General features: G+C 67.3%; 17 protein-coding genes. 11 read left to right on the top strand and 6 right to left on the bottom strand.

Annotation, left to right across the window (positions count from 1 at the left end; genetic code table 11):
- Window positions 1–117 precede the first annotated feature (117 nt).
- The 8 genes from LC039_RS13840 to LC039_RS13805 all read left to right on the top strand — a co-directional run bounded on the left by LC039_RS13840 (window position 118) and on the right by LC039_RS13805 (window position 8,076).
- Window positions 118–1,719 (top strand): ABC transporter ATP-binding protein, encoded by a 1,602-nt coding sequence (locus tag LC039_RS13840; protein WP_226625118.1) that lies wholly within the window; start codon window positions 118–120, stop codon window positions 1,717–1,719.
- Between the two features lie 89 nt (window positions 1,720–1,808).
- Window positions 1,809–2,903 carry an ABC transporter permease gene (locus tag LC039_RS13835; protein WP_226625117.1) on the top strand — a complete coding sequence of 365 codons (1,095 nt, stop codon included), beginning with the start codon at window positions 1,809–1,811 and terminating at the stop codon, window positions 2,901–2,903.
- Complete coding sequence (locus tag LC039_RS13830; RefSeq protein WP_226625115.1) at window positions 2,903–3,868, top strand: ABC transporter permease; 966 nt, start codon at window positions 2,903–2,905, stop codon at window positions 3,866–3,868. The genes LC039_RS13835 and LC039_RS13830 overlap by 1 nt, the downstream gene beginning before the upstream one ends.
- A 267-nt stretch (window positions 3,869–4,135) precedes the next feature.
- Window positions 4,136–5,041 carry a sulfite exporter TauE/SafE family protein gene (locus tag LC039_RS13825; protein ID WP_226625114.1) on the top strand — a complete coding sequence of 302 codons (906 nt, stop codon included), beginning with the start codon at window positions 4,136–4,138 and terminating at the stop codon, window positions 5,039–5,041.
- Complete coding sequence (locus LC039_RS13820) at window positions 5,038–5,799, top strand: TIGR02186 family protein (RefSeq protein ID WP_226625106.1); 762 nt, start codon at window positions 5,038–5,040, stop codon at window positions 5,797–5,799. Before LC039_RS13825 ends, LC039_RS13820 begins: the two co-directional genes overlap by 4 nt.
- A complete protein-coding gene (locus LC039_RS13815; RefSeq protein WP_226625104.1) occupies window positions 5,796–6,233 on the top strand; it encodes an acyl-CoA thioesterase in 438 nt (145 codons plus the stop codon). Before LC039_RS13820 ends, LC039_RS13815 begins: the two co-directional genes overlap by 4 nt.
- A gap of 73 nt (window positions 6,234–6,306) precedes the next feature.
- Window positions 6,307–7,512 (top strand): hydantoinase/carbamoylase family amidase, encoded by a 1,206-nt coding sequence (locus tag LC039_RS13810; RefSeq protein WP_226625102.1) that lies wholly within the window; start codon window positions 6,307–6,309, stop codon window positions 7,510–7,512.
- A gap of 75 nt (window positions 7,513–7,587) precedes the next feature.
- The gene (locus tag LC039_RS13805; RefSeq protein ID WP_226625101.1) at window positions 7,588–8,076 is read left to right on the top strand and encodes a DUF2383 domain-containing protein; all 489 of its coding nucleotides are present in this window, start codon (window positions 7,588–7,590) and stop codon (window positions 8,074–8,076) included.
- Window positions 8,077–8,095: 19 nt separating this feature from the next.
- On the opposite strand, the gene LC039_RS13800 is transcribed toward LC039_RS13805, so the two are convergent.
- The 6 genes from LC039_RS13800 to LC039_RS13775 form a co-directional block, all read right to left on the bottom strand.
- Window positions 8,096–8,797: a response regulator transcription factor gene (locus tag LC039_RS13800; protein ID WP_226625100.1), complete on the bottom strand. Its 702-nt coding sequence runs from the start codon at window positions 8,795–8,797 to the stop codon at window positions 8,096–8,098.
- On the bottom strand, window positions 8,794–10,677 hold the full coding sequence (locus tag LC039_RS13795; protein ID WP_226625098.1) for a PAS-domain containing protein: 1,884 nt from the start codon (window positions 10,675–10,677) through the stop codon (window positions 8,794–8,796). Before LC039_RS13795 ends, LC039_RS13800 begins: the two co-directional genes overlap by 4 nt.
- 251 nt (window positions 10,678–10,928) lie before the next feature.
- The gene (locus LC039_RS13790; RefSeq protein WP_226625097.1) at window positions 10,929–11,783 is read right to left on the bottom strand and encodes an ABC transporter permease; all 855 of its coding nucleotides are present in this window, start codon (window positions 11,781–11,783) and stop codon (window positions 10,929–10,931) included.
- Window positions 11,780–12,646, bottom strand: coding sequence for an ABC transporter permease (locus LC039_RS13785; RefSeq protein ID WP_226625096.1), 867 nt, complete (start codon window positions 12,644–12,646; stop codon window positions 11,780–11,782). The genes LC039_RS13790 and LC039_RS13785 overlap by 4 nt, the downstream gene beginning before the upstream one ends.
- A gap of 3 nt (window positions 12,647–12,649) precedes the next feature.
- Entirely contained in the window at window positions 12,650–13,780 is a 1,131-nt protein-coding gene (locus LC039_RS13780) for an ABC transporter ATP-binding protein (RefSeq protein ID WP_226625095.1), read from the bottom strand.
- A 62-nt stretch (window positions 13,781–13,842) separates the two neighbouring features.
- Window positions 13,843–14,904, bottom strand: a complete 1,062-nt coding sequence (locus LC039_RS13775) for an extracellular solute-binding protein (RefSeq protein WP_226625094.1) — start codon at window positions 14,902–14,904, stop codon at window positions 13,843–13,845.
- 405 nt (window positions 14,905–15,309) lie between these two features.
- Between LC039_RS13775 and LC039_RS13770 the strand changes: the two genes are divergently transcribed.
- Genes LC039_RS13770 through LC039_RS13760 form a run of 3 tightly spaced genes read left to right on the top strand, consistent with a single transcriptional unit; the run spans window position 15,310 to window position 19,113 of the window.
- Window positions 15,310–17,274 (top strand): AMP-binding protein, encoded by a 1,965-nt coding sequence (locus tag LC039_RS13770; RefSeq protein ID WP_226625092.1) that lies wholly within the window; start codon window positions 15,310–15,312, stop codon window positions 17,272–17,274.
- Between the two features lie 50 nt (window positions 17,275–17,324).
- Complete coding sequence (locus LC039_RS13765) at window positions 17,325–18,146, top strand: ABC transporter ATP-binding protein (RefSeq protein WP_226625090.1); 822 nt, start codon at window positions 17,325–17,327, stop codon at window positions 18,144–18,146.
- A gap of 13 nt (window positions 18,147–18,159) precedes the next feature.
- Window positions 18,160–19,113 carry a branched-chain amino acid ABC transporter permease gene (locus LC039_RS13760; RefSeq protein WP_226625089.1) on the top strand — a complete coding sequence of 318 codons (954 nt, stop codon included), beginning with the start codon at window positions 18,160–18,162 and terminating at the stop codon, window positions 19,111–19,113.
- The last annotated feature ends 96 nt before the right edge of the window (window positions 19,114–19,209 follow it).

Genomic DNA, 19,209 nt, shown 5'->3' with positions numbered 1-19,209 from the left:
CCGGACTTGACGAGCGGGGGCGCGGCTGTTGCCGTGTCCCCGTTTTTCTCTTTCGTGTGGCCCGGTTCCTCGTCTACAGGAAACCGGGCCATACTTTCCATTGCCGCGAGGCTTCGCATGACCGACATCCCCGCCATCGAGCTGAAGGGCATCTCCAAGGCCTTCGGCCCCGTCCAGGCCAACAAGGACATCTCTATCCGCGTGATGCCCGGCACCATCCACGGCATCATCGGCGAGAACGGCGCAGGGAAATCGACGCTGATGTCGATCCTCTACGGTTTCTACCGGGCCGATGCTGGCGAGATCTGGGTCAACGGGCAGAAGAAGGACATCACCGACAGCCAGGCCGCGATCTCGGCGGGCATTGGCATGGTGTTCCAGCACTTCAAGCTGGTGCAGAATTTCACGGTGCTGGAAAACGTTATCCTCGGCGCCGAGGACGGGCCGATGCTGCGCCCCTCGCTGGCGCGCGCCCGCGGCGTGCTGAAGCAGCTGGCCGAGGAATACGAGCTGTCGGTCGATCCCGACGAGCTGGTCGAGAACCTCTCGGTCGGCCACCAGCAGCGCGTCGAGATCCTGAAGGCGCTCTACCGCCAGGCCGACATCCTCATTCTCGACGAGCCCACCGGGGTGCTGACCCCGGCCGAGGCCGACCACCTGTTCCGCATCCTCGATCACCTGCGCGCCGAGGGGAAGACGGTTATCCTGATCACCCACAAGCTGCGCGAGATCATGGAGATCACCGACACCGTCTCGGTGATGCGCCGCGGCGAGATGACCGCCACGGTCAAGACCGCCGAGACCTCGCCCGAGCAGCTCGCCGAGCTGATGGTCGGCCGCAAGGTGCTGCTGCGCGTCGACAAGACCGCGGCACAGCCGGGCGAGGTTCTGCTCGACGTGCAGAACCTGCGCCACGTGGACGACGCCGGGGTCGAACGCCTCAAGGGGGTGTCGCTGCAACTGCGCGCCGGCGAGGTGCTGGGCATCGCCGGGGTCGCCGGCAACGGCCAGTCCGAGCTGCTCGAGGTGCTGGGCGGCTACGCCGATGCCACCGGTGCGGTGACCATGAAGGGGGCGGCCCTGCCGCTCACGGGCGCGGGCGCCGACGGCAGCGCCCGGCGCAAGGCCGGGATCGGCCACGTGCCGGAGGACCGCCAGGAAGAGGGGCTGATCATGCCCTACACCGCCTGGGAGAACACCGTCTTCGGCTACCATCGCGACCCGCACTACCAGTCGGGCATGCTGATGAACAATGCGCTGATCCGCGAGGAGGCGCAGGACAAGATGACCCGCTACGACGTGCGCCCGCCGAACCCGAACCTCGCGGCGCGCAACTTCTCGGGCGGCAACCAGCAGAAGATCGTGCTGGCGCGCGAGATCGAGCGCGACCCGGACGTGCTGCTGATCGGCCAGCCCACCCGCGGCGTCGACATCGGTGCCATCGAGTTCATCCACCAGGAGATCATCCGCCTGCGCGACAAGGGCAAGGCGATCCTGCTGGTGTCGGTGGAGCTCGACGAGATTTTCTCGCTCTCGGACCGTATCGCGGTGATGTTCGACGGGCAGATCATGGGCGAGCGCATGCCGGACGAGACCGACCAGACCGAGCTCGGCCTGCTGATGGCCGGCGTGACCGAAAAGCCCGAGGGCCGGGTTATCGACGCGGTGGATGCCTCGCTGCACGAAAAGGAAGCGCGCGAGGCGGCACAGCATGACTGACCGCGCTCCTTTATCTTCCCGAAAATACTCCCGCCGGAGGCAGACGCGCGCACTGGGCGCGCCCCTGGCGACCATGAACGAGGTTCCGAATGGATAAGATGCCCGCTTGGGCCGATGCGGTGCTCGTGCCCCTGATCTCGATCCTGCTGGCGGCGATCCTGTCGGCGCTGGTGATCCTCGCCATCGGCGAGAACCCGGTCGAGGCCTTCAAGCTGATGGTCGACGGCGCGCTGATGCGCAGCTCCGGCTGGGGCTACACGCTCTATTACACCACCAACTTCATCTTCACCGGACTCTGCGTCGCGGTGGCCTTCCATGCCAAGATGTTCAACATCGGCGGCGAGGGGCAGGCGATGATCGGCGGGCTCGGCGTGGCGCTGGCCTGCCTGTTCATTCCCTTCCCGCACTGGTCGATCGCGCTGGTCGTGGCGACCCTGGCGGCGGCGGCCTTCGGCGCGGGCTGGGCCTTCATCCCGGCCTGGCTGCAGGCCAAGCGCGGCAGCCACATCGTGATCACCACGATCATGTTCAACTTCATCGCGGCGGCGGTGCTGAACTACGTGCTGGTGAACCTGCTGCGCCCCGTGGGCGCGATGGAGCCGGCCACCGGGCGGTTCCCCGAAGCCACCCACCTGCCGACCTTCCAGGATCTCTTTGCCACGGCCGAGAACCCGCTGTTCCGCGGCTCGCCGGCCAACGTGACCTTCTTCCTCGCCGTGGCGGCCTGCGTCGCCTTCTGGTACCTGATCTGGCGCACCAAGCTGGGCTACGAGATCCGCGCCTTCGGCCATTCCGAGAGCGCCGCGCGCTACGCCGGGATCTCGCCGGTGCGGATCACCGTGGTTGCCATGCTGATCTCCGGCGGGCTGGCCGGGATGATGGCGCTCAACACCACCATGGGCGAGGCGGAACGGCTGGTGCTCAACGCCACCGAGGGCGCGGGCTTCATCGGCATCGCCGTGGCCCTCATGGGCCGCTCGCACCCGGTGGGCGTGTTCCTCGCGGCGCTGCTCTTCGGCTTCCTCTACCAAGGCGGCGCGGAACTGGCGCTCTGGACCAATATCCCGCGCGAGCTGATCACCGTGATCCAGGCGCTGGTGATCCTCTTCACCGGGGCGCTCGACAACATGGTGCGACTGCCGCTCGAAAAACTCTTCCTCGCCACGCGCCGGAGGTCCTCGTGATGGATTACGCGACGCTTCTGCAGGTGCTCGACTCGACCGTGCGCCTCGCCACGCCGCTGCTTCTGGCCTGCCTCGCCGGCCTCTTCTCGGAACGCGCCGGCATCGTCGACATCGGGCTCGAGGGCAAGATGCTGGCCTCGGCCTTCCTCTCGGCGGCGATCGCGGCGGTCACCGGCTCGGTCTGGCTCGGCCTGCTGGCGGGCATCGCCGCCTCGATGATCATGTCGGGCATCCACGGGCTGGCCTCGATCACCTTCCGCGGCAACCAGCTGATCTCGGGTGTGGCGATCAACTTCCTCGCCTCGGGCATCACCGTGCTGATCGCGCAGGACTGGTTCAGCCAAGGCGGGCGCACACCGTCGCTGATGGGCGACGGCCGGTTCGAAAGCATCACGCTGCCCTTCGCCGAGGCGCTGCGGGGCGTGCCAATCATTGGCCCGCTCTACTACGAGCTGATCTCGGGTCATTCGATCCTCGTCTACGTCGCCTTCCTGATGGTGCCGCTGACCTGGTGGATCCTCTTCCGCACCCGCTTCGGCCTGCGCTTGCGCGCGGTCGGCGAGGCCCCGGAAGCGGTCGACACCGCGGGCGTCTCGGTGGTCGGGCTGCGCTTTGCCGCCATTGCCATCTGCGGGCTGCTGACCGGCCTTGCGGGCGCCTATCTCGCCACCGGCCTGCAGGCGGGCTTCGTGCGCGAGATGACTGCGGGCCGCGGCTACATCGCGCTGGCGGCGCTGATCTTCGCCAAGTGGCGACCGTGGTACGCGCTCTATGCCTGCCTGCTCTTCGGCCTGCTGCAGGCGGTGGCGCTACGCTACCAGAACATCGACCTCGGGGGCTTCATCATCCCGGTGCAGTTCATGGATGCGCTGCCGTACATCCTGACGGTGGTGATCCTCGCCGGTTTCGTCGGCAAGGCGATCCCGCCGCGCGCCGGCGGCGAGCCCTACGTCAAGGAACGCTGAGCGGATCCCTACTCCTGCCCGGCGCCGCGCGATGCGATGGCGCCGGGCAGTGCGTATTTTTAAAGAGAAGAATCCTTACGTGCGGTGCACCGAAGTGGGGGCGGCGCGCCAGAGCCGCCCTTTCGTTTCTTTGACGAAGACGCACTTTCGGCACGAGAGGGCGAAGCGGCGCCCGGGCTGTGGGAAAAGCGCCGCGGCGCAGCACAATGCCGTGGCTGTCACGCCGGGGCCGTTGCCAAATCGCTGCGACGGACGCAAGGTCAGCCCATGCAGATCTACCTCCCCATCGCCGAGGTTTCGGTCAATGTCTTCCTGCTCTTCGGGTTGGGCGGGATGGTCGGCATCCTTTCGGGCATGTTTGGGGTCGGCGGGGGGTTCCTGATCACCCCGCTGCTGTTCTTCATGGGCATTCCGCCCGCCGTCGCGGTCGCCACCGGCGCGAACCAGATCGTGGCAAGCTCGATCTCCGGCGTGCTGGCGCATTTCAAGCGCAAGACGGTGGATCTGCGCATGGGGCTGGTGCTGCTGGCGGGCGGGCTGATCGGCGCGGCGCTCGGGGTGTGGATCTTCAACCTGCTGAAAAGTATGGGCCAGGTCGATCTGCTGGTGCGCCTGTGCTACGTGGTCTTCCTCGGGATCATCGGCGGGCTGATGTTCGTCGAGAGCCTCAACGCCATCTTCAAGTCGCGCAAGGGCGCTGCCCCGAAACGCCGCCATCACGGCTGGGTGCACGGGCTGCCCTTCAAGATGCGTTTCCGCACCTCGGGGCTCTACATTTCGGCCATCCCGCCGGTTCTGGTGGGTTTCGCGGTCGGGGTGCTGGCGGCGATCATGGGTGTGGGCGGCGGCTTCATCATGGTGCCGGCGATGATCTACCTGCTCGGCATGCCGACCAAGGTGGTGGTGGGCACCTCTCTGTTCCAGATCATCTTCGTCAGCGCCTTCACCACGCTGCTGCACGCCACCACGAACTACACGGTCGACATCCTGCTGGCGCTGGTGCTGATCCTCGGCGGCGTCATCGGCGCGCAGATCGGCACCGCCTTCGGCACCCGTCTCAAGGCCGAGCAGCTGCGCATCGCGCTGGCCTCGCTGGTGCTGCTGGTCTGCGGCAAGCTGGCGCTGGATCTGTTCATCACGCCGTCGGAACTCTACGAGCTGGTGTCGCGATGAGAGTCCTCGCCGCCCTCCTGCTTCTGCTCGCCGCGCTGCCCGCGCGGGCCGAGGAGGTGGTGCTGGGCCTCAGCCAGTCGAACGTGTCGATCACCACCGATTTCGACGGCTCGGACATCCTGATCTTCGGGGCGGTGAAACGCGAGATCGCGATCCAGCAGGACCCGCCGCTGCAGGTGATCGTCACCGTCGAAGGCCCGCTCGAGCCGGTCACCGTCTGGCGCAAGGCGCGCAAGCTCGGGATCTGGGTCAACGCCGAGGCGGTGGAGGTCGACAGCGCCCCCGGCTTCTACGCGGTTGCGACGTCGGCGCCGTGGAACCAGAGCATCTCTGCGGTGGAGGACCTGCGCCACAAGGTCTCGATCCCGCGCGCCATCCGCTCGGTCGGGGCGCCAATGGACATCATGGACAGCGAGGCGTTCACCGAGGCGCTGATCCGGGTGCGCGAGCGGCAGGGGCTCTACAAGGTCGAGGAGGAAAGCGTGGACCTGCGCGAGTCGACCCTGTTCGACACATCGATCTCGATGCCCGCCAATATTTCGGAGGGGCGCTACCTGACCCGGGTCTTCCTGACCCGTGCGGGGCGGGTCGTCGCGGTGCACGAAAGCGAGATCCAGGTCGGCAAGGTCGGGCTCGAGCGCTGGCTCTTCACCCTCTCGCGGCAGATGCCGCTGGCCTACGGGTTGCTGTCGCTGGCAATTGCCGCGCTGGCGGGCTGGGGCGCCTCGGCGCTGTTCCGGGCGATCCGATCCGCATGAGCCGCACGCCCCCCGCAACCCGCGCCGACTATTGCGCCTTCTACCCGATCGCCACCCGGTGGAAGGACATGGACGCCTACGGGCACCTGAACAATGCGTCCTACCTGTCCTATCTCGATACGGCGGTGACGCTCTGGCAGCTCGCGGCCGGCATGGAGATCGACCAGCCCGGCGGGCTGCGCTTTCTTGCGGTGCAGAACGGCTGCACCTACCATGCCGAGGCGCGGTTTCCGGACGTGCTGCACGCGGGGGTGCGCTGCGGCCACCTCGGACGCAGTTCCGCGCGCTTCGAGGTGGGCTTCTTTCGCAACGATGAAGACCGCGCCTGCGCCGAGGGATTCATCGTGCACGTCCTGGTGGACGCGCAGGCCCGGCCCGAGCCGATTCCGGAGCGCTTCCGCCCGGTGATCGAAGCCATCCTGCGGGGCGGCTGAGGCGCGCGCCAGCGCCGGAAACAGCGCCTGAGATATGGCCGGGCGCCGTCCTGGCACACAGAAGGAGACACCGATGACCACGCTTCCGATCGACCCAGAACGGTTTCTCGCGGACCTCCACATGCTGCGCTCCTTCGGCGCCACCGGCGTCGGCAAGGGCGTCTGCCGCCCGGCCTTTTCCGAGGCCGATCTCGAGGCCCGCGACTGGCTGGCCGGGCGCATGGAAGAGGCAGGCCTGCGGGCGCATTTCGACCCGGTGGGCTCGCTCTTCGGGCTGGTCGACGGGCCGTCGCTGCTGATCGGCTCGCATTCCGACAGCCAGGTCGAGGGCGGCTGGCTCGACGGCGCGCTCGGGGTGATCGCCGGGCTCGAGGTGGCGCGCGCCGCGCAGGAAGCAGGTGGCCCGCCGGTGTCCTGCGTGTCCTTCCAGGACGAGGAAGGGCGCTTCGGCGTGACCACCGGCAGCGCGATCTGGGGCGGCAATATCTCGCTGGGCGAGGCGGATGCGCTGCAGGGGCCCGACGGCACGCCGCTTTCCGAGGCCCGCAAGGCGCTGGGAGCACGCGCCGGTGCCTTCCTCGATCCGGACCGTTTCACCGGCTTTCTCGAGATGCACATCGAGCAGGGGCCGGTGCTCGACACCGAGGGCGGCAGCCTGGGGGTGGTCGAGGCGATCGTCGGCATGCGCAATCTGTCGATGACGCTGAAGGGCGCGCAGAACCATGCCGGCACCACGCCGATGCGGCTGCGCAAGGACGCCTTCCAGGGGCTCGCGGCCTTCGCCACCGCGCTCAACGACCGCTTCCGCAACGTGGTCACCCCGGCAACCGTCTGGACCATCGGCCACGTCGAGGTGCACCCCAACGCCCATGCCATCGTCCCCGGCGAGGTGCGCTTCACCCTGCAATGGCGCGACGGCTCGGCGGACCGGCTCGACCGGATGGAGGCCATCGCGCGCGAGACGATTGCCGAGGTCTGCGCCGAGCGCGGGCTGGGCCTGGAGTTCGCGCCCTTGCTGGAACTGGCGCCGGTGACCATGGATGCGCGGCTGCGGGCGGCGCTGGAGCAGGGGGCGGAAGAGGCCGCGCCGGGCGGCTGGCGGGTGATGCCCTCGGGGGCGCTGCACGATGCCACCAACCTGTCGAACCTGATGCCCGTGGCCATGCTCTTCGTGCCATCGATCGGCGGCATCAGCCACGACTTCGCCGAGGATACGGCGGAAGCGGATCTTGTCACCGGGCTGAAGGCGCTGGCCGGGGCGGTGAGCGCGCTCGGCTGACGGCGGCGCATGGCTGCGGGAACCGGCGCGGGGCAGGGGCGTTTGTTGCAGGACAACAGACCGGAGGACCCTGTCATGAAGGATGTTCCCAGACAGCCCGAGGCGGTGACCGCCAGCCCGCGTCAGCTCGACCAGTTGCAGCACCTGCTTGCACGCAGCATCGGCGCGCGCGGCTGGTTCGACGAGATGGTCGAGAAGGCCGATCCCGAGTTCCGCTTCGTCGCGGTGCGCTTCCACGGGCTGCACGTCGAGCAGGTCCAGCGCCTGACCGCGCTGATCACCGCCGTCGGCGGCGATGCCGACCCGTCCGACAACATGAGCGCGGCGCTCAAGCGCGCGGGCCTCTCGGTGCGCGCGGTGTTCGGCGGCATCGACGGCGACATGATGGCGCGCATTCGCGAGTCCGAGGCCAAGGTGCTGGCCGGCTTCACCGAGGTGATCAAGGCGATGGAGCCCTCGCGCTACCGCGACGAGCTGGTGCAGATGCAGGCCGAGCTGCAGGATCTGCTTCAGGCGGTCCAGGGCGAAGAGCGCTCGCTTCCGGAGAGGCCGAAGGAGGAGTGAGCTCGGCTTCGCCCCGCGGTCAAACCCACTCTACATCCCCCAGAAAGATATAGCCCGCGCCGTAGATCGTCTTGATCAGGCGCGGGTTTTTCGGATCCTCCCGCAGCTTCGTGCGCAGCCGCGAGATGCGCACGTCCATCGCCCGGTCGAAACTCTCTCCCGCCGCGCCGCCGAGGCTTTCCTGCATGTGCGCGCGCGTGATGAGCCGTTTCGGGCTTTCCAGAAACAGCCGCAGAACCTCGCCCTCGGCATGGGAGAAGGGGGTTTCCTGCCCCTTGGCGTCTTCCAGCGCGTAACGGTCGAAATGCGCGGTCCAGCCGGCGAAGCGGGCGGTGTCGCCGCGCGTGGGCGCGGCGCGCGGGCTGCGCAGCCGGGCGCGGACCCGGGCCACCACCTCGGCCGGATCGAAGGGCTTGATGATGTAATCATCCGCGCCGAGCTCCAGCCCGGTCACCCGGTCCTGCACCTGCGCGCGGCCCGAGACGATGATCACCACCGCCCCCTGTTCCAGCGCCAGCCGGTGCACGAGGCTCAGCCCGTCGCGGTCCGGAAGGCTGAGGTCGACAAGGCAGACATCGGGGGTGGCGCGCTTCAGGGCCGCCTCGAACTCGGTGGCGCGGGCAAAGGCCATGGTGCGGAAGCCCGCCTCTGTCAGGGCGTCGGACAGGATCGCCCGGATCGCCGGCTCGTCGTCGAGGATGGAGACCAGCGGCGCGCTCATGCGGGCACTCCGGACAGGAAGGCGGCGAGCTGGCCCTCGGTGAAGGGTTTGGCCAGCACCGGCGCCACGGCCTCGGCGGCGGCGCGGCGCGGATCTCCCGGCGGCAGCGAGGTCATCAGCCGCACGTCGAGCCCGGGCAGGGCGGCGGGCAGGGCCGAGCCGGGCTCGTCCCCCTCCAGCATCAGGTCCGAGAGCACCAGGTCGAGCGAGAGCCCCTCGGCCAGCGCGCGGGCCTCGGCCACCGAACTGGCCTCGACGACCGCGTGACCGAGCCCGGTGAGCATATCGCGCAGCTGCGCCCGCAGCTCGGTGTCGTCCTCGACCAGCAGCACCAGCCCCCGCGGCCCGTCCTGCACGCGCGGCGCGCGGCGCAGCGGCAGGCGCAGGGTGACGCGCGCGCCGGTCTCGGAATTGCCGAGCTTGATCGTGCCGCCGGCCAGCTTGACCATGTCGTAGACCATCGCCAGCCCCAGCCCCGAGCCGGAGCCGCCCTTGGTGGTGAAGAAGGGATCGAGCCCGTGTTTCAGCGCCTCGGGCGAGAAGCCCGGGCCGCTGTCGGACACCGCCAGCTCGAGCCAGGTGTCCTTGATGGCGCGCATCTCCACCCGGATCCGCCCGCCGGCTGCGCCGCAGGCGTCGCGCGCGTTGAGCACGAGGTTCAGCGCCGCGTCCTGCAGGAGGCCGCGGTCGAGCAGGAAGGCGCCCTCGGGGGCCGGAGCGATCTCCAGCGTGACAGTCTCCGGCAGGGTGGGGCCGGTGAGCACCTGCAGGTCGCGGAGGAACTCGGCGGGCGCCACGGCCTCGGGGGTCCAGGCGCGGTGCGAGGTGATCCCGGCGATGCGGTCCAGGAGGTCGCCGCCGCGCCGCGCCGCCTGCAGGGTGCCCGCAGCCAGCTCCGCCGCCTCGGGCGGCAGGTCCATCCGCGCCAGCTTCGACTGCATGCCGAGGATGATGGTCAGCAGGTTGGAAAAGTCATGCGCCAGCCCCGAGGTCAGCTGCGTGGCCAGCTCGCGCCGCCGCGCGTGCTGCAGGGCGGCGCGCGCCTGGGTCTCCTCGGTCACGTCGAGCGAGAGGATATAGACCCCGCGTTCGGCGGGATCGGGGGTGAAGACCGCGCGGATGCGCCGCGAGGAGCCATCATCGGTGAATTCGAAGATGCTCTGCTCGCCGTCCAGCGCGCGCTGCAGGTGCGGGCGGACCTTGGTGTAGGCGGGCCCCAGCGCCTCGGAGACGTGCAGCCCGGAGATCTCGGACGGGCGTCCGGGCATCACCTGCGACAGGCGGCGGTTGGAATAGGTGTAGCGCCCGTCGGCATCGACGCGGGCGATATGGGCGGGCATCATCTCCGTGGTGAGGCGGGTGCGCGCCTCCATCTCGGTCAGCTCGCGCCGCGCCTCTTCCAGCGCGGCATTGGTGGCGGCCAGCTGCCGGTTGCTGGCGGCCAGAGCCTCGGCGCGGCGGATCACCTCTTCCGACAGCAGCTCGGAGCGGGTGCGCAGCAGCTCTTCCTGCGCCTTGACCGCGGTGATGTCGGTGTAGACCGTCACCCAGCCGCCCTGCGGCAGCGGCGCCCCCTCGACCGAGATGGTCCGCCCGTTGGCGCGGCTGCGCTCCATGTAATGCGGGGCGAAGGCGCGGGCCTGCTCGACCCGTATGCGCAGGAAGCCCTCGGGGTCTTCGACCTCGCCGTATTCCCCCGCCTCGATCAGGTGCCGCACCGTGTCCTCGAAGCTGGCCCCGGGGCGGGTCAGCCGCTCGGGCAGGTCGAACATCTGCGCGAAGGGCCGGTTGCAGACGGCCAGCTTCAGCTCCCGATCGTAGATCGAGAGTGCCTGCTGGATCAGGTTCAACCCCGCCTGTGTCAGCGCATCCTTGTCCATGAAATCTCCTCCACCCCAAGGGCTAGCACCGCGCCGCGCCGGAGAGAAGCCCGCCGCGACGATGCACCGCGCCGGCCGCTTCTTCTCTTTCCCAATACGCCGGGGTGAATTGCCGCGCAGCGGCAAGAGGGGCAGCGCCCCCGCTTCCTGCGGGGCCTGCGGGCCGACTGTGCGGCGAACTGACCGGACCGTCCGCGGCAGCGGGGTGCCAGGGGGCTGCAATATCGGAGAGCATGGGGCCCTCGGCCGGCTCACTCCCGCTTCTTCTGGAAGAGCAGGGAGAGCAGCCCCAGCACCGCCGAGGCCAGCATCAGCAGCAGCGAGACCGCGTTCAGCACCGGCGTGGAGCCCTGCTTGAGCTTGTCGAACATGGTGATCGTCAGCGGCGAGTCCGAGCCGACCAGCATCAGCGTCGTGTTGAAGTTCTCGAAGCTCATCAGCATCGAGACCACCGCCGAGGCGATGATCGCCGGAAGCAGGAACGGCAGGGTGATCTGGCGGATCGCCCCGGCGCGGGTTGCGCCGAGGTTCAGCGCCGCCTCTTCCAGGCTCGGATCGAACTTCTGCAGCCGCGCCGAGATCACCAGCGTCGCGAAGGTGGTGATGAAGGAGAACTGGCCGAGGATGACCAGGATCAGCCCCGGCCGCAGCCCGTCGAACCAGAGCCCGGTGGCGTCCTCGAGCGTGTTGGCGACGGAACTGGTGAAGACGAGGATCGAGATGCCGAGGATCACGCCCGGGATGATCAGCGGCAGCAGCATCATCATGTAGAGCAGCGCTTTGCCGCGGAAGTCGTGGCGCACGAAGAGGAAGGCGTTGCAGGTTCCGACGAAGACCGAGAGCGCCGAGACCCAGGCCGCGACGAAGGCCGAGGTGCCGATCGAGCGCAGGATGGCGCGCTCGTGGAAGACGCCGATGAAGGGCGACTCGTCCCCGAAGAACCACGCCAGGGTGAAGCCCTCCCAGGGCAGCGACGGGAAGAGGCTGTCGTTGAAGGCAAAGACCGAGACCACCGCGAGCGGCAGCCCGAGGTAGACGAAGAACAGCGTCACATAGGCGCGGTAGGCCCATTTGGCGACGTTCGAGCGGGGCAGGCTGGGGATCATGAGCGCCCCATGGTCTCGGCGAGCGACCGGCCGGACAGCCTGAGCCCGAAGAAGACGACCAGCGACGACAGCGCCAGCAGCAAGAAGCCGAAGGCGGAGCCGAGCTCCCAGTTGAAGCGGGTGATGAACTGCGTGTAGATCATCCCGGTGAACCACAGGCTGTCCTTGCCGCCCAGCAGGATCGGCGTCAGGTAGTTCCCCAGCGACAGCATGAAGACCACGATGCAGCCCGACACGATTCCGGGCATGGCGTGCGGGATGACGATCTCGCGCAGGATGGCCGAGGTCGTGCCGCCAAGGTCGTAGCCCGCCTCGATCAGGCTGTCATCGAGGCTGTCGAGCGTCGTCACCAGCGGCACGACCATGAACAGGATCGAGGTATAGACGAGGCCCACCATGATCGCCGCGTCGTTGTAGAGCATCTCCACCGGGCCGCTCACCAGCCCCGCCCACTGCAGGACCTGCGAGAAGACCCCGGTTTCCCGCAGCAGGATCATCCAGCCGAAGGTGCGCACCAGCTCCGAGACCCAAAAGGGGATCATGCACATTAGGAAAAGCGTGGTCTTGGTGCGGCCCTTGGTGATCTTCGCGATGTAATAGGCGATCGGAAAGCCCAGCAGCAGCGTCAGCGCCGTCGCGAGGATCGACATGATCGCGGTGCGGGCGAAGGTGCGCCAGTAGAGCGGCTCGGTGAAGAAGGCCGCGTAGTTGCCGAAGCCGGTCTCGTAGTCGCGCGGCCCGACCTTTTCGCTGATCGAGACGACGAAGAGCCCGATGTGCGGCAGGAGGATCAGCAAGGTCAGCCACAGCAGGATCGGCGCAAGCAGCAGGTAGAACCCGAGTTTCGACGTGTCGGAGGCCATGGCTCAGCCCTCCGCCGCGGGGTAGCAGCGCGCCTGCGCCGGGTGCCAGCGCGTGGTGACCGCGTCGCCCTTGCGCAGGGCAGCCAGCGCGCCGGTCTGCGGCAGCGCGGCGGTCATCAGCGAGCCGTCCGCCGCTCGCACCGTGACCGTGCTGTTGGCGCCGTTGAAGAGCACCGCATCGACCACGCCGGGCACCATGTTCACCGTGCCGGTCTGGTCCTCGCTGGCGGGCAGCAGGTCCACCGCCTCGGGCCGCAGGAAGACCTCGGCCTTCTGTCCCGGCCGCCAGTCCGTCGCGCCCTGCGCCGCGGCGTCGAGCTTCAGCTGCGCGCCGCCGCCCGTCTTCAGGGTAAGCGTGCCGCCGCTCTGTTCGACCACCTGCACCGGGATCCGGTTGGCATCGCCGACAAAGCCGGCAACGAAGGCGGTGCGCGGCGCGTGGTAGACCTCCTGCGGCGTGCCGATCTGCTCGAAGCGGCCCTTGTTCATCACGGCGATATTGTCGCTCATCACCAGCGCTTCGGACTGGTCGTGGGTGATGTAGACGAAGGTGGTGTTGAACGCCGCCTGCAGCGCCTTGAGTTCCACCTTCATGTGCTCGCGCAGCTTCAGGTCCAGCGCGCCGAGCGGCTCATCCAGCAGCAGCACGTCCGGCTCGAGAACCATGCAGCGGGCGATCGCCACGCGCTGCTTCTGCCCGCCCGAGAGCTGGTCGACCCGGCGCTTCGACACGTTCGGCAGGCCGACCCTTTCGAGCGCCTCCCCGACGCGGCGCCGGATCTCGGGTTTCGACACCCCGCGCTGCCGCAGGCCGAAGCCGACGTTCTCGCCGATGTTCATCGTCGGAAACAGCGCGAGGTGCTGGAAGACCATCGACACCGGCCGCTTGTTCGGCGGCACGCCGATCATCGAGCGCCCCTTGATCAGCAGGTCCCCCGAGGTCGGCGACTGGAAGCCGGCGATCATGCGCAGCAGCGTTGTCTTGCCGCAGCCCGACGGGCCGAGGATGGAGAAGAACGAGCCCTGCGGGACGTCGAAGCTGACGCCGTCCACGGCGCGGAAGCCGTCGAACGCCTTCACCAGCGCGCGGCACTCAAGATCGGGCGGGGCAAGATCGGGGGAGGTCTCGGTCACAAGTCAACCTTTCAGGCAAGAAAGGGCACCCTAGGGCGCCCTTCCAAATTCCATGCTCGGGCTCAGTTCGCCGCGTTGATCCGGTCGAGCGTTTCGCCTTCGAGCGCCTCGAGGCCGGCGGGGACCGGCGGATACCACTTGATGTTGTCGATGGCCGCCTGGTCGAAGCTGCCCTGGTAGCGGGCCTTGAGATCGGCATCGACACCGGCATCGCCTCCCACCGCGGCGGTGAAGTTGCCCGCCGAATTGGTGATCATGGCGGCGATCTCTGGACGCATCACGAAGTTGATCCAGTCGTAGGCGGCATCATCGGCGCGGCCACGCGCGGGCAGGACGAAGGTGTCGATCCAGCCGAGCGCCCCGGCCTCGGGGGCGACAAAGGTGATGTCGGGGTTGTCGGCGTTGAGCTGCCAGCCGCCGGTGTCCCAGGCCATGGCGGCGACGACCTCGCCGGAGCGCAGCAGATTCTTGATCTCGTCGCCGCCGTCCCAATAGGTCTTCACGTTGGGTTTGCAGGCGGTGAGCGCCTCTTCGACCTTGTCGAGGATGCCCTGGTAGGCCTCGGTGTCGCCGTAGGCGGCGAAGGGGTCGAGCCCCATGGAATAGGCAAAGCCGATCAGCGTCGGGCGCTTGAGGCGGTAAGAGACCTTGCCGGCCACCGCATCGTCGCAGAGGTCGGTGTAGTCGGTGACCTCGCCGGCTTCGGCGGTGTTCACCACCAGCCCGCTGGTACCCCAGATGTGCGGAAGCCCGTAGACCTCGCCTTCGTAGGTGGTGTTCTCCGCCGTCGCGCTCAGCATCGAGGGGATGAAGAGATCACTCTCGACGCGGGACATGTCGATCGGCTTGTAGATGCCGAACTCTTCCTGCGCGCTGGTGATCCGGTCCTGGCTCGGTTGCGCCAGATCGAAGCCACCGCCGTTCGTGGCGCGCAGCTTGGCGATCATTTCCTCGTTGTTCGAGGTGGTCACCTCGACGGTATGGCCGGTCTCCTCCTCGAATTTCGCGATGACCTCCTCGGGGGCGTACCCGCCCCAGGTCAGCAGGCGCAGCGTGTCTGCCGAGGCCATTTGCGCGGTCAGGGCGGTTGTCGCGACAAGCGATGCGAGCAGCGGATGTTTCATGGCATTTTCCCTGTTGGATCAATTGATGTGTCGGTAAAGGAAGGTTTTTTTGGCCACATAAGGTCAAATTCCCCCACGCGAGTCCACGAAAATCTGCGCCCGCCGCGGGTCCGCGCATCCGGACGCGGGGGGCAGTCGGAGGCGCGCGCCACGCGATCGCAGGGTCAGAGCGAAATTCGGCGGAGGCGACCGCTGCCCTCCAGGCCATGCCCCGAGGTCACGCCTGCCGGTTACAATTCGTTACATTCGGGCAAAGATCACGAAAACATTGACGCTCAGTCTGACCGAACCCCTTAATGGGGCTGACTCGCGAAATAGCGCGTCTCAAGCTGCGGAGGAGGTGGCTTGGGGCGTCCGGGAAATCACAAGATCCCGGGAGCCTAGGGAGGAGACACTTTGGCTTACATGTCCGAGGGCGCAGCAGGGCTGCGCTCCGTGCCGGCCCTGTTGCAGCGCAATGCGTCGCGCTTTGCCGGCCGTCCCGCCTATCGGGAAAAGGAGTTCGGCATCTGGCAGAGCTGGAGCTGGGCCGAGACGCAAGAGGAGATCGAGGCCTTTGCACTTGGCCTGCTGAACCTCGGCGTGGCGCCGGGCGACCATGTGGCGGTGATCGGCCGCAATCGACCGACGCTCTACTGGTCGATGGTGGCGGCGCAGATGGCCGGGGCGGTGCCGGTGCCGCTCTACCAGGACGCGGTGGCCGAAGAGATGGAATACGTGCTGCAGCACTGCGGCGCGCGTTTCGTCATCGCCGCCGATCAGGAACAGGTCGACAAGGTCATCGAGATTCAGGACGACCTGCATCAGTTCGAGCACATGATCTACGTCGATCCGCGCGGCATGCGGAAATACGACCATCGCGCGTTGCACGACTACGCCCATGTGCAGGCGCAGGGTCGCGCCGCCCGTGACGAGCTGATCGGCGAGCTCGACCGCCGCCGCGATGCCCTCGGCTACGACGACACCTGCGTGATGCTCTACACCTCAGGCACCACCGGCAAGCCCAAGGGCGTGGTGCTGTCGAACCGCAACATCATCGAGACCGCCAAGTCCTCGTCGGAGTTCGACCACCTGACCCCCGGCGAGGAGGTTCTTGCCTACCTGCCGATGGCCTGGGTCGGCGATTTCATCTTCTCGATCGGCCAGGCATACTGGAACGGGTTCTGCGTGAACTGCCCCGAGTCCGCCGAGACGATGATGACCGATCTGCGCGAGATCGCACCGAGCTATTACTTCGCCCCGCCAAGGGTTTTCGAGACGCAGCTCACCCAGATCATGATCCGGATGGAGGACGCGGGCGGCTTCAAACGCAAGCTCTTCCACCACTTCCTCAACCACGCCAAGGTGGTCGGTCCGAAGATCCTCGACGGCAAGCCGGTGGGGATGTTCGAGCGGCTCAAGTATGCCCTCGGCGAGTTCATGGTCTACGGGCCGCTGAAGAACACGCTGGGCTTCAGCCGGGTGCGTGTCGGGTACACCGCGGGCGAGGCGATCGGGCCGGAGATCTTCGATTTCTACCGGGCGCTGGGGATCAACCTCAAGCAGCTCTACGGCCAGACCGAGGCTTCGGTCTTCATCACCCAACAGCCGGACAACGAGGTGCGGCCCGACACCGTGGGCGTGCCGTCGCCCGGCGTCGAGATCCGCATCGCCGAGAGCGGCGAGGTCTTCTACCGCTCGCCCGGCGTCTTCGTGGAATACTACCAGAACCCCGACAGCACCGCTGGCACCAAGGATGCCGAGGGCTGGGTCGCCACGGGCGATGCGGGCTTCATCGAGGAGGCCACCGGCCACCTGCGGATCATCGACCGCGCCAAGGACGTGGGCAAGATGGCCGACGGCGCGCTCTTTGCGCCGAAATACGTGGAGAACAAGCTCAAGTTCTACCCAAATATCCTCGAGGCCGTGGTTTTCGGCAATGGGCGCGACCGCTGCACCGCCTTCATCAACATCGACCTGACGGCGGTGGGCAACTGGGCCGAGCGCAACAATATCGCCTATGCCTCCTACCAGGAGTTGGCGGGACACCCGCAGGTGCTCGACACGATCCAGAGCCACGTCGAGGAAGTGAACGCGAGCGTGGCGCAGGACGAGATGCTCTCGGGCTGCCAGGTCCACCGCTTCCTCGTGCTGCACAAGGAACTGGACGCCGATGACGGCGAGCTGACCCGCACCCGCAAGGTGCGCCGCAATATCATCGCCGAGAAATACGCCGACCTGCTGACCGCGCTCTATGACGGCTCGGAGAGCATCTACACCGAGACCGAGGTCACCTACGAGGACGGGCGCAAGGGACGGATCAAGGCAACGCTGCAGATCCGCGACGCGCAGGTGGTGCCGGCGGCGCCGATGAAGGTGGCGGCGGAATGATGGACGGGTCGGATCTGGGAATTCTGGGGAAAGATGAAAGGCAGGACGCCGTGAAGGATGCCAGCAAAGAGGTGGGCTACGTCACCGAGGATGGGCGGCAGATCGGCGGCGTGCTGATGGAGCTGCGGAACATTACCCTTAAATTCGGCGGGGTTGTCGCGATCAAGGACATCTCCTTCGACATCCGCGAGGGCGAGATCCGGGCGATCATCGGACCGAACGGGGCGGGCAAGTCCTCGATGCTCAACATCATCTCGGGCTTCTACACGCCGTCCGAGGGCGAGCTCTGGTACAAGGGCTCCAAGCGCCCGCCGATGAAACCCTACGAGGTGGCGCGGCTCGGCGTCGCGCGGACATTCCAGAACATCGCGCTCTTCGAGGGGATGACGGTGCTCGACAACGTCATGACCGGGCGGCTCACCCACATGAAGGCGGGCATCGCCAGCCAGGCGATCTGGTGGGGCAAAGCCCGCGACGAGGAAATCGCCAACCGCGAGATCGTCGAGAAGGTCATCGATTTCCTCGAGATTCAGAACATCCGCAAGACGCCGGTGGGGCGGCTGCCCTATGGCCTGAAAAAGCGGGTGGAACTGGCGCGGGCGCTGGCCGCCGAGCCTTCGCTGCTGCTGCTCGACGAGCCGATGGCGGGGATGAACGTGGAAGAGAAGGAGGACATGAGCCGCTTCATTCTCGACGTGAACGACGAGTTCGGCACCACCATCTGCCTGATCGAGCACGACATGGGCGTGGTGATGGACCTCTCGGATCGGGTGGTGGTCATGGACTACGGCAAGAAGATCGGCGACGGGCCGCCCGACGAGGTGCGGCAAAACCAGGACGTGATCGACGCCTATCTTGGCGTGGCGCATTGAGGGAGCAGGCTTCATGCTGAACGACATCTTCATCCAGCCCTTTGCCGACATGTTCGCGGCGCCGGACTTCCTGCTGCAGGTGCTCTGGGAGGGGCTCGTCTCGGGTATCCTCTACGCGCTGATCGCGCTCGGCTTCGTGCTGATCTTCCGCAGTTCGCGGATCTTCAACTTCGCGCAGGGCATCATGGTGGTCTTTGCCGCGCTGACGCTCGTCGGGCTGCACGCCATGGGCATTCCGGCCTGGGTCAGCGTCGTGCTGACGCTGGCGGTGATGTTCGTGCTCGCGGTGAGCATCGAGCGGGTGGTGCTGCGACCGCTGGTTGGCCAGCCGGACATCATCCTCTTCATGGCCACCATCGGCATCACGCTGTTCCTGATCGGCCTCGGCGAGATCATCTTCGGCGGCGAGAACAAAGTGATGATCACCGAGGAACTCGGAATCCCGACGGACTCGGTGGTGCTCGAGCCCTGGGGTGGACTGCTGATCCTCGAGCAGAAGGACATCACGGCGGTCCTCGTCGCGGCGCTTCTGGTGGTGGCGCTGCTGCTGTTCCTCGGCAAGACCCGCATGGGCCGCGCCATCCGCGCGCTTGGCGACGATCACCAGGCGGCGCTGTCGGTGGGCATCTCGCTGCAGACGATCTGGGTGCTGGTCTGGTTCATCGCGGGCATCATCGCTCTGGTCACCGGCATTGCCTGGGGCGCAAGGGCCGGGGTGAGCTTTGCCTTGGAAGTCATTGCTTACAAAGCGCTTCCTGTTCTCATGCTCGGCGGCCTCGAAAGCATCACCGGGGCGATTATCGGCGGGCTGATGATCGGCATGCTGGAAAAGCTCTTCGAGATCTACTGGGGCCAGCCGCTGATGGGCGGCAATACCGAGACCTGGTTCGCCTTCGTGCTGGCGCTGATCGTGCTGCTGTTCCGTCCGCAGGGGCTGTTCGGAGAGCGCATCATCGAAAGGGTGTAGACCGGCTCCCGGCGGAGTGCGCCTCCGCCGGGAGTATGCGGCGACAGATGACGGCCCGCGGGAGGCGGGCTGACAGGACGGAAACCGAGGGGAGGA

Origin of the sequence: Alloyangia pacifica (genome assembly GCF_020524285.1) — a bacterium.
Classification (GTDB): Bacteria; Pseudomonadota; Alphaproteobacteria; order Rhodobacterales; family Rhodobacteraceae; genus Salipiger; species Salipiger pacificus_B.
The sequence above is the reverse complement of the archived record's forward strand: the minus strand, read 5'-3'. Positions and strand labels throughout refer to the sequence as shown.